The sequence below is a fragment of the Cellulomonas sp. genome (assembly GCF_017744555.1).
Lineage (GTDB): Bacteria > Actinomycetota > Actinomycetes > Actinomycetales > Cellulomonadaceae > Cellulomonas.
This window is the reverse complement of record NZ_JAGIBD010000038.1, coordinates 19,000-29,709: the sequence shown is the minus strand read 5'-3', so window position 1 is coordinate 29,709 and position 10,710 is coordinate 19,000. Positions and strand designations below refer to the sequence as shown.

Genomic DNA, 10,710 nt, shown 5'->3' with positions numbered 1-10,710 from the left:
CCTCAGATGTACTCATATGAATCGACCCTATGAGGTGAAGCCGCTGATCAGCGCTTTTCCGCAGGTCGCGCGTCACTGCATCGCGGGATTCACGTCCCCCTCCGGGACACTCGTTGAGACAGCGAACACGAACGCCCTGACCGCCGAGACGCGGCCAGGGCGTTCGTGTTCGTGCAGGCCCCCAGGGTGACGAGCGGCTGCGGCGCTACGCGCTCGTCACGGCCTCGGCACCCGACGACGACGGTGGCGCAACCGGGGCGACGGAGGCGACGGCCCAGGCCGGCAGGTCGATGTCGATCTCGAGGACGCCCGACTCGGTGACCGCCACGGTCCACCGGCGCAGGTCGTCCGCGACTGCCTTGAGCTCGGCGGTCTGGGCGCGGGTGAGGTTGAGCGGCTCACCCATCTGGTGCCACGCCTCCGCGGCGTTGCCGTGCTCCCAGTCGAGCAGCTCGACCTGGAAGACGGTCCCGGGCTCGATGCCCGCGACGGTGTGGCGTACCCGCCGGGCCGTCCCGATCTCCTGGTAGGCGCGCGTCGCGGCGTAGGAGTCGTGCTGCTCGACGCCGCGGGTGCCCATCTCGGCGGGGTAGTTGAGGAACACGGCGGACACGCGGCCGTCGTGGGACGAGCGGGTGATGATGCCCTGCTCGTCCTGGTGCACGACGCGGTCGCCCAGGCGGTTCAGCATCGCGACGGCGTGGAACGTGGGCTTGTGGATGCCCTGCTCGTTGACGAACCCGAAGCCGCCGTGGAACGGGCCGAGCCCGGCGCCGCCCTCCTCGAAGATGTCCGTGAACGTCCAGTAGGAGATCGAGTCCGCCAACGCGGCGCCCTTGAGGAACGCGCGCGTGATGTACGTGGCGGCGAAGAGCGTGTCGTGCGTGCGGTCCCGGCTCGAGGGCGAGCTCGACCACTCCGTGATGTGCAGCTCGGCGTCGGGGTACGGGCTCGCCGCGATGAGCTGCTGCATGAGGCGCAGGTCCTGCTCGGTCGCGTCCACGTGGCGGTGGATGGCCGTGAACCCGCTGCCGGTCCCGTCGGCCGCGTAGTCCGTCGGGTAGAGGTGGGTCGAGAGGAAGTCGACCGGGAGGTCCCGCTCGGCGCAGTAGTCGATGAGCTCGCGGACCCAGACGGGCTGCCAGTCGAGCGCGTCAGGGTCGGGTGCCTGGCCGGTGGCGAACTCGGCCGCGCGGTCGTAGGTCTCGCCGGCGTAGCGGGCGTCGGGCACGAACACGGACGTCGACGGGCCGCCCACCTTGAGCTGCGGGTCGATCGACTTCAGCGCTCGCGCGGTGGCCTCGTACAGCTCGAAGTACTCGGTGCGGGTGCCGGTCCAGAAGTGGGGGACCAGGTTGGGCTCGTTCCACACCTCGAACCGCCACGTCCGCACCTCGTCGAGACCGTACCTCTCGATCCAGTGCCGCACCGTCCCGCTCACCAGGCGGACCCACTCGGCCATGTCGGTCGGCGGGCTGCAGTGCGCCTTCCACCAGAACAGCGTCTCGGTCTGCGTGGCCAGCTCTCGGGGCATGAAGCCCAGCTCGACGAACGGGCGCGCGCCCGCGTCGAGGATCGCGTCGAACACCATGTCGACGTAGCTGAAGGTGATCTGCGGCTCGGGCAGCACCTCGGGCGGGGCGAACCCGCCGCCGTAGGTGGCGCGGTACACGAACATGTCGTCGTGGAACAGGCCGTGGAACCGCACGTAGCGGACCCCCAGCACGTCCACGGCCTCGCGGAAGTGCGCCTGCCAGTCGGCGCGCAGCGCCTCGTTGGCGCGGCCCGCACCCACGCACCGGTTCCACACGTGGTGCAGCGGCGCGTCCGACGGCGGCGCGCCGTCCACTCGCAGCTCGTCGTGCCGGTTCGCCTCGTGCGGCATGGAGATCTCCTTCGGTGTGCGTAGCCGGTGAGCGAGCTCGTCCAGGGTGTCCCGCGCGGGCCCGAAACCCACCCAGTCGAGGTGTCCGTGCGGCACGCCCGGCCGAGTCACCTCGACGACGTCGACGCCTGCCGCACGCAGCCGCGTGCTGAAGAGCTCGCCGCTCGCCCGGAACGCGTCGAACTCACCGTTCTCCACGTAGGTCGGGGGGAAGCCCTCGAGACGGGCCGCGAGGCCGGGGAAGGCCTCGTCGTCGGACTGCTCCGGCTCGCGGCCGAGCGCCGTGCGGTTCGTGGCCTCGATCATCCACGCCGGGAACTGGAGCGCGCGCGGAGCAGCGTCGACCGCCTCGGCGAGCTCGGCCCCGAGCGCCGGCACCCGGGGGTGCAGCATGGGGTACACCAGCAGCGTCTGCCAGGGCGCCCGGCCGCCCGCGACGGCTCGCAGGGTCAGGGCCGCCGCGAGGAAGGCGCCTGCGCTCGCGCCACCGACCGCGACCCGAGCCGCGTCGACCCCGAAGCGCGTGGGGTCCGCGCGCACGGCGTCGAGCACCGCGAGGCAGTCGTCCTGCGGGACGGGGAAGCGGACCGGCTCGCCGCGTTCGTCGAGGCGGTCGCCGACGGTGCCGCCGAGCTCGGGCATCACCGGGCACAGGCGGTAGTCGACCGACACGACGACGGCGTCCGCGCGGCCGGCGGTGCCGCGGGCGACCTCGTGCGCCTCCGCCATGTCGAGGTCGCCCCACGAGAACGCGCCGCCGTGCATCCAGACCAGGCACGGCCGGCCCCCGTCGGGCGGCGTGCCCACCGGGGTGTAGACGCGCACGGGCACCGGGCCGTGCGGGCCGGGGACCGCCTGGTCCACCACGGTCAGGTCCCAGTCCTCGGGCGGCCCGAACGGCGCCTTCCACCGGGCGACGACCGCCTCGGGGACCTGCGGGAGCTCCGCGTAGTCCTCGATGAGGTGCCGGCGCGCCTCGAGCTCGGGCACCAGTCGTCGCGTCATGGCCTCGTCCCTGGGATGTCGTCGCCGACCCGGAACCAGTCGACATCCACGTGCCCGCCGGTCTCGGTCGTGGCGTAGCAGAAGATCGCGAACCGGTACCCGGTGAAGTGGTCGAGGCTGTACTCCATCGCCAGGTCGTCACCGATCGGCGTCCAGGCGGCACCGTCGAGCGAGTACGCGAACGAGGCGCGGTCGGCGGCGCCGCGGAAGTCCACGTCCACGCGGAGCAGGACCGTCTCGGCCGTCAGCGGCACAGGAGCGCTGGTGAAGGCGACGCTGCCCTGCCGGTCCGCACGGCGCATCACCAACTGGCGGGTGCCGTCGGCCATCTCGACCCCCACGTACCCGTACTTCTGCTGGTACGCGGACAGACCGGCGGCGTCGCCGTCCTTCATCGCGGAGACGTCCAGCGAGATCGCCGCGGCGCTCGCGGGCCCGCACGTGCGCTGGGTGAGCGTGTTGCGGGCGTCGAGGATGCTCGACGCGATGCTGCCCGTGGTCAGCCGCAGGTGGCCGGGCCGGTCGGTGAGCGACCAGAACCGGTTGTCCGGGTTGTGGTTCCACTGCCACGGCAGCCCGAGGCTCGACCCGTTCCAGGCGTTCTCGTCCGACGCCGTCAGGGCACCGGCGTCGGCCGTGTTCCAGTAGCCGGCCGGTGTGGCCTGGTTCTCGAAGTCGTCGGAGACGAGCAGGTCCGTCGCTCCCGCCGAGGGCGCCCCTGCGGGGATCGTCATCGTGGCGCCGAGCGTGTAGACCGGCCACCCGTCCTCGTCCCAGGTCACGCGCGCGAGCTGCGGTGAGCGCCCGAGCGGCCCCTCGTCCTGGAAGAGCATGGCGTACCACTGACCGTCGGCCGCCCGGACGACGCCGCCCTGAGCGACGCCGTCACCTGGGCGCCCCTGCACCAGCACCGCCCGGCTGAGCACGATCCTGCCCTCCCAGGTCCCGCCCTGGGACTGCGGTGTCAGCGACCTCGACCGCCACACGACCTCCTGACGGATCCCTCCCGTCGGCCACTCGATCATGAAGACGTAGTAGTGGTCGCCGATCTTGTAGGCGTGCGCGCCCTCGGCGTCCAGCCCGCTGGTCTGGTCGACGTTGGCGTCCTCGACGAGCCGCGTCGCCGGGCCGTCCCAGACGAAGGTCCCGTCGTCGTGCCGGCCGAGCCGGCGCAGGTCGATCGCTCCGCCGCCGTAGACGAGGTAGGTGTCGTCGCCGTCGAACAGGAGCGACTGGTCGTGGGCGTAGCCGTCGAGAACCGATCTCGTCCACGGCCCGTGCTCGATGCTCGGCGTCGCGTAGATGTACGTCCTGCCGGTGGTGAGGCTGCCGACCGAGACGTAGAACGTGCCCTCGTGGAACCTGAGGCTCGCGGCCCAGCTGCCCTGCCCGTACGCGTTCTGCCCGTTGCGCAGCGCGAGCGCGTCCGTGTCGTCGAGGATCGGGCCGGTGTAGCCGGCGATCGACCAGTGCACCAGGTCGCTCGAGCGCATGATCGGCACGCTCGGCGCGAAGTACATGGTCGTGCTGACCATGTAGTAGTGCCGCCCGTCGTGGACGACGTCCGGGTCGGGCACGTCCGCGAAGATGACCGGGTTGGTGAAGGTGAGCGCCGGGTCGCCTCGGTCCATCACCGCAGCTCGAGACTGACGGTCACGTAGGAGTGGGCGGGGAGGTCGACCTCCAGCCCGCGCGCGTGGGGCCGCACGCCGTCGTGCGCGGTCGGCGCGACCGCGTCGAGCTGCGTCGGGGTGTTGTGCGCGTCCAGGGCGGGGGCCGTCAGCAGCCGCGCCTCGTGCCCGACGACGTCGCGGCCCCGCAGGTCGAGCACGAGCGTGCGGTCGGCGACGGTGTCGAGGTTGGACAACGAGATCAGCGCGGCGTCGCCCTTGACCGACGCGGACGCCGACACCAGCGGCAGCACGGTCCCGTCGACGGCTCGGGTCTTCACGCCGCGCAGGTGCACGGCGAGCGCGGCGGCGTCGTGGTGCCCGGCGTTCATCGCGAACACGTGGTAGGTCGGCGTGAGGACGAGCGCGCCCGTGTCGGGGTCGGTCAGGATCATCGCCTGAAGCACGTTGACCGTCTGCGCGATGTTCGCCATCACGACCCGCTCGGCATGCCGGTGGAACGCATCGAAGTGCACGGACGCGACGAGTGCGTCGCGCAGCGTGTTCTGCTGGTACAGGAACCCCGGGTTCGTGCCCTTCTCCACGTTCCACCAGGTGCCCCACTCGTCGACGACCAGGCCCACCTTGCGGTGCGGGTCGTACCGGTCCATGACCGTCGAGTGGCGGGTGAGCAGCTCCTCCATGCGGCGAGCCCGGGCCATCGTCGTGTACCACTCGTCCGTGCTGAAGCCGGTGGCGTCGCCCTTGTCGCCCCACGAGCCCGACATCGTGTAGTAGTGCAGCGACACGGCCTGGAACGGCCGGGCCGGCTCGGCCGGGTCGGCGGCCAGGTCGTCGAACGACCGCATCAGCGTCTCGGTCCAGTGCAGGTCCGACTCGTTCGCGCCGGCCGCGATCCGGTAGAGAGTGTTGCCGCCGTGGTTGCGCGAGTACGTGGCGTACTGCCGGGCCAACGACGCGAACTGCTCCGCACGCAGGTGCCCGCCGCACCCCCACGCCTCGTTCCCCAGACCCCAGAACGGCACCCGCCACGGCTCGTCGCGCCCGTTCGCCCGGCGCAGGGCCGCCATCGGCGAGTCGTCCGCCCGGGTCAGGTACTCGACCCAGTCCGACATCTCCGCCACGCTGCCGGACCCGACGTTCCCCGACACGTAGGGGTCCGCCCCGAGCAGCTCGCACAGGTCCATGAACTCGTGGGTGCCGAACGCGTTGTCCTCCACGACGTCGCCCCAGTGCGAGTTGACCATCCGGGGCCGCTGGTCGCGCGGGCCGATCCCGTCACGCCAGTGGTAGTCGTCGGCGAAGCAGCCGCCCGGCCAGCGCAGGTTCGGGATCTGCAGGGCCCGTAGGGCCGCCACGACGTCGGACCGGATGCCGCGCACGTTCGCGACGGGGGAGTCCTCTCCTACCCAGAACCCGCCGTAGATGCACCGGCCCAGATGTTCCGCGAAGTGGCCGTACACGTGCCGGCTGATCGTCGCCCCGGGAAGGTCGAGGTCGATGATCGCTGTCGTGGTCGTCGTCATTGTCTTCCCATCGGTCGGATGATCTGGAGTGCTGGGTCAGCGAGGGCGCAGGCGAGCGTGCCGCTCGCCGACCGCGGTCGGCGCGGCCACCACGGCGATGTCGTCGACGTGCAGCGACCGGACCCGGTCCACCTCGTCGACGCCGTTGACGATCGACCCGGGCCTGACCGCCACGGTCTGCGCCACCCGTCGACCCGGTCATGGACGTCGGTGAGCCGCGGCGTCAGGCCGGCAGCGGTCCGTGCTGGGCGGCGGCGACTGGCGTGCGGGCAGGCGGAGGCATGGGAGGGCTCACGGGGTTGGTCTCCTTCGACCGGGTAGCGACGTGGGTGACGCGGAGCGCCGCGTGCGTGCGTGCGGCTAGGCGCCGCCGCGGGTGGATCCGCGCACCACGAGGCGGACGGGTGCGACGACGTGCTCGGCAGGGCCGGTCCAGCCCGACATCTGGCGGTGCAGCAGCGTGACCGCCGCCTCGGCCACACCCTCGTGGTTGGCGTCGACCGACGTGATGCCCGGCGGGATGAAGCGCGACATGTCGAGGTTGTCGAACCCGGCCAGCTGGACGTCGACGGGGACGCGCAGCCCGCTGTCCGCGAGGGCGGACAACGCCCCGAGGGCGACGATGTCGGTGACCGCGAAGACCCCGTCGAAGGGCAGCCCCGAGGCGATGAACTCGAGCATCGCGTCGCGACCACCGAGCGACGTGTAGTCGCTGACGGGCACGACGTACGCCGGGTCGGCGGCAAGGCCGGCCTCGCGGCACGCGTTCTCCCACCCCACTCGGCGGTCCGTCGTCATCATGTGCGCGCCGTCGAACGAGCATCCGAGCGCGAGGATGCGGCGCGATCCGCGCTCGATCATGTGTGCCGTGGCGAGGCGGGCACCGGACTCGTTCGCGAGGCGCACGTGGTTGAGGTGGTCGGGGACGTCGCGCTCGCCGAGCAGCACGATCGGCTTGGACGTGCGGACCCGCCCCAGCTGCTCCAGGTCGAGACCGGCGATGGACAGCAGGACGCCGTCGTAGATCTGGAGCCGCGCGACGCTGAGCGCCTCCATCTCCTGTTCCGCGTTGGCGCTCGTTCGTTCCAGGACGAGGTGCCGCCCCTCCGCCTCGATCAGCGGGGCGACCTGGTCGGCGAGCTCGCCGAAGTAGTCGTGGAAGCTCGGGACGACGAAGGCGACGGTGTCGGTCCGTCCGGCGCGCAGGTGCCGGGCCGTGAGGTTGACCTCGTAACCGAGGGCTTCGACGGCCGCCATGACGCGAGCGCGCGTCGGCTCGTTGACGGGGAGGCGCTCGTTGAGGACGTTCGACACGGTCATGACCGAGACGCCGGCCGCGCGGGCCACGTCCGCCATCCGCACCATGTGCTCCTCCTTCCCGCGAGATTGTGCCAGTCCAGCGTGCGCTCGTCGGACCCGGAGGCCGGGCCACGCCGACGGGGCCGCGCTCAATATATCGATAAAAAGCAGGACTTCAAGGCCCTCCCTGCGAGCTCTTCAGCCGGAGATCCGGCGTGCTGCCCCGGCCGGCCCGGGCGCCGGGCCGACCGGCGAGGGCTCGTCGCGCCACGCGACCTCGACGGGGTGCCGTCATCCGGGACGAGGGCCGTGCGGCTGGCGACGCGCGGGACGTGGCCGTGATCATCTTGAGATCTGCAGGGGCTTGACGGCTCGGGACGGCGTGCCTACTTTAACGCTAAAATCCCGCTCGGGATGAGGACGCCGGGCCCCCACTCGCGTCCGATGTGCACGCTCCGGTCAAGGTCGACCGGAACTGTTCTCAAGGGAGAGACCTCGGTGCGTACCGCAAGAACGAAGTTGTCAGCTCTTGTCCTGGTTGCAGCAGTGTCAGTGGGACTTGTCGGGTGTTCCTCTGACGGCGACCCCAAGGAGGACTCCTCGAAGCCCGCCGTGATCCCCGAGGGTGATCTCGCCGACAAGTCGGGGACGCTGACCCCCAGCAACCCGACGACGCTCACGACCTGGATCACGACGGCCGAGCAGGCTCCGGCGGCCGACAACAAGCTGACCAAGCTGCTCAAGGACCAGCTCGGCGTGACCCTGAAGTACGAGATCGTCACCCCGGACAACGTGGACCAGAAGATCGGTGTCATGCTCGCGGGCGGCGAGTACCCCGACCTCATCGGCACCACCGACCTCAAGATGCGCCTCCTGGAGGGCGGCGCCCTCGAGCGTCTGGACGACATGCTCGACACCGGCGACTACCCGAACCTCGCCGAGTACGTCAAGGACGACATCAAGAAGATGAGCTACTCGGGCGACGAGGTGGACAAGGGCCTGTACATCTTCCCGAACTACAACCGCTTCTACGGCGAGCCCACGGGCGGCGTCTACTACGGTCCCGCGTTCTGGATCCAGAAGCGCGTGCTCGCGGACGCCGGCTACCCGGACCTCAACAACATGACGCTCGACCGCTACTTCGAGCTCATCGCGAACTACAAGGCGAAGAACCCCCAGACGGAGGGGGCCCCGACCGTCGGGTTCGAGGTCCTGGCGTCGACGGGCCGTGAGTGGGGCATGACCAACCCGCCGGCGCTGCTGGCAGGCTCCCCGAACAACGGTGGCGTCATCGTCGACGACAAGAACCACGCGGAGATCTACGCCGACAAGGACATCGCGAAGGACTTCTACAAGGTCCTCAACCAGCAGTACAAGGCGGGTCTCGTCGACCCCGAGTCCTTCACCCTGACGTACGACCAGTACACCGCGAAGGTGGCCACGGGCGCCGTCCTCGGCATGCACGACCAGGGCTGGGACTTCCAGACCGCGACGCAGTCGCTGCAGAGCGCCGGCAAGGACGAGTACACCTACGTGCCGCTCATGCCCGTCTACGAGGGCGCGAAGCCGTGGTACGCCGACCGCCCCGTCATGAACACCAACCAGGGGTTCGGCATCTCCGTCTCCAGCAAGCAGAAGGAGAAGGCCCTCAAGTTCCTCGACCTCATGATCAGCGAGCCGTGGCAGAAGGTGCTCTCGTGGGGCATCGCGGGCGAGGACTACCAGGTCGGTGACGACGGCATGTTCACCCGCACGGAGGAGCAGCGGGCCAACTACAAGGACATCACCTGGCGTGCCTCCAACCGTCTCACCGCGCTGCTCGACGTGCTGCCCAAGCACAACGGCCAGTTCTCCGACGGCAACGCCTACAGCCCTGACGACCAGCCCGCCGAGTTCTACGCGACGCTGACCGACTACGACCGCGGCGTCATGGAGAAGTACGGCAAGAAGACCTGGCTCGAGTTCATGAACCCGCAGCCGGAGAACCCCAAGTACTACCCGGCGTGGAACATCGGGCTCTCCGACGACGCCAACCAGGTCAACCAGCAGCTGACCGACGCCAACGTGCAGAACCTGCCGAAGATCATCGCCGGTGATCCTTCCCAGTTCGACGCGAACTGGAAGGCCTACGTCGACGCCATCCACAAGATCGACGTCAAGGTGTACGAGGACGCGATCAACGCCGGCATCAAGGACCGTCTGGCCAACTGGTAACAGTCCGCGAGCACTCGTGGTGGGGGGCGAGCGCCCCCCACCACGAGGCGTTCCCGACGACCACCCACTGCTCCTGACGACGAGGTTGGACAGATGACGGACGCACCGGTCAGCACGTTGGTGACCGCCACCGGGATCGAACCGGTCCTGGAGCCCGCGAGCACCTCGCCGGCCCCGGACCGCAAGGCGCGGAAGAAGGCCGCGAAGGTTCCCAGGCGCAAGATCACCTGGGACAGGGTCTGGGCGCAGCGAGCTCTGCTCGCGATGGCCGTCCCGCTCCTGATGTACCAGATCCTGTTCAAGTACGTCCCGGTCTACGGCTGGGCGATCGCCTTCCAGGACTACAAGCCGGGTCGCGGCAACATCTGGAACCAGAAGTGGGTCGGCTTCGAGAACTTCGCCGACCTGTTCACCGGGGTCAACGGTGAGCGGTTCCGCCGGGTCGTGATCAACACGCTGGGTCAGTCGATCCTGACCCTGGTCGTCGGGACGCTCGGGGCCATCGTTCTGGCCCTGCTGCTGAACGAGGTCAAGAACATGCCGTTCAAGCGGGTCATGCAGAACATCACCTACATGCCCCACTTCCTCAGCTGGGTCATCGTGGCGAGCCTGGCATCCGTGGCGCTCTCGCTGCCCTCCTCCGGCGGGTTCATCAACCAGGGCCTCATGAGCCTGGGCCTCATCAACCATCCGGTGCTGTTCCTGACCGAGCCGAACAACTTCTGGGGGATCGTCGCCGGGACGAGCCTGTGGAAGGAGCTGGGCTGGAACACGATCCTGTACCTGGCCGCGATCACCGCGATCGACCCGAGCCTGTACGAGGCGGCCGAGGTCGACGGTGCGGGCCGCTACCGCAAGATGTTCAACATCACGCTCCCGGGGATCCGCCCCACGATCGTCGTGCTGCTCATCATCAACAGCGGCTGGATCCTGTCCACGAACTTCGAGCTGCCGTACTTCCTCGGCAACGGCCTGATCTCCGAGAGGGCCGAGACGATCGACGTCTTCGTGCTGCGCTACGGCTACCAGCTGGGCAACTACAGCCTCGCCGTCGTGGCGGGCATCTTCAAGACGATCGTCGCCATCATCCTGGTGGGCTCGGCGAACCTGGCGGCCAAGCGCCTGAACCAAGAGACGCTGGTCTAGGAGG

Annotated in this window: 7 protein-coding genes; 2 read left to right on the top strand and 5 right to left on the bottom strand. The window is 69.7% G+C overall.

What is annotated here, in order from left to right:
• Positions 1 to 205: 205 nt before the first annotated feature.
• The 5 genes from J7523_RS17795 to J7523_RS17775 form a co-directional block, all read right to left on the bottom strand.
• Positions 206 to 2,890: an alpha/beta hydrolase fold domain-containing protein gene (locus J7523_RS17795; protein WP_291889712.1), complete on the bottom strand. Its 2,685-nt coding sequence runs from the start codon at positions 2,888 to 2,890 to the stop codon at positions 206 to 208.
• Positions 2,887 to 4,521, bottom strand: a complete 1,635-nt coding sequence (locus J7523_RS17790) for a glycoside hydrolase 43 family protein (RefSeq protein ID WP_291889709.1) — start codon at positions 4,519 to 4,521, stop codon at positions 2,887 to 2,889. Before J7523_RS17790 ends, J7523_RS17795 begins: the two co-directional genes overlap by 4 nt.
• Positions 4,521 to 6,047, bottom strand: coding sequence for an alpha-L-arabinofuranosidase C-terminal domain-containing protein (locus J7523_RS17785; RefSeq protein ID WP_291889706.1), 1,527 nt, complete (start codon positions 6,045 to 6,047; stop codon positions 4,521 to 4,523). Before J7523_RS17785 ends, J7523_RS17790 begins: the two co-directional genes overlap by 1 nt.
• Positions 6,048 to 6,083: 36 nt before the next feature.
• Positions 6,084 to 6,233, bottom strand: a complete 150-nt coding sequence (locus J7523_RS17780) for a hypothetical protein (protein WP_291889703.1) — start codon at positions 6,231 to 6,233, stop codon at positions 6,084 to 6,086.
• 174 nt (positions 6,234 to 6,407) lie between these two features.
• Entirely contained in the window at positions 6,408 to 7,412 is a 1,005-nt protein-coding gene (locus tag J7523_RS17775) for a LacI family DNA-binding transcriptional regulator (protein WP_291889701.1), read from the bottom strand.
• Between the two features lie 546 nt (positions 7,413 to 7,958).
• Here J7523_RS17775 and J7523_RS17770 point away from each other — a divergent pair.
• Both J7523_RS17770 and J7523_RS17765 read left to right on the top strand, forming a co-directional pair.
• Positions 7,959 to 9,560, top strand: a complete 1,602-nt coding sequence (locus J7523_RS17770; protein WP_291889699.1) for an ABC transporter substrate-binding protein — start codon at positions 7,959 to 7,961, stop codon at positions 9,558 to 9,560.
• A 93-nt stretch (positions 9,561 to 9,653) separates the two neighbouring features.
• Positions 9,654 to 10,706 carry an ABC transporter permease subunit gene (locus J7523_RS17765; protein WP_291889696.1) on the top strand — a complete coding sequence of 351 codons (1,053 nt, stop codon included), beginning with the start codon at positions 9,654 to 9,656 and terminating at the stop codon, positions 10,704 to 10,706.
• The last annotated feature ends 4 nt before the right edge of the window (positions 10,707 to 10,710 follow it).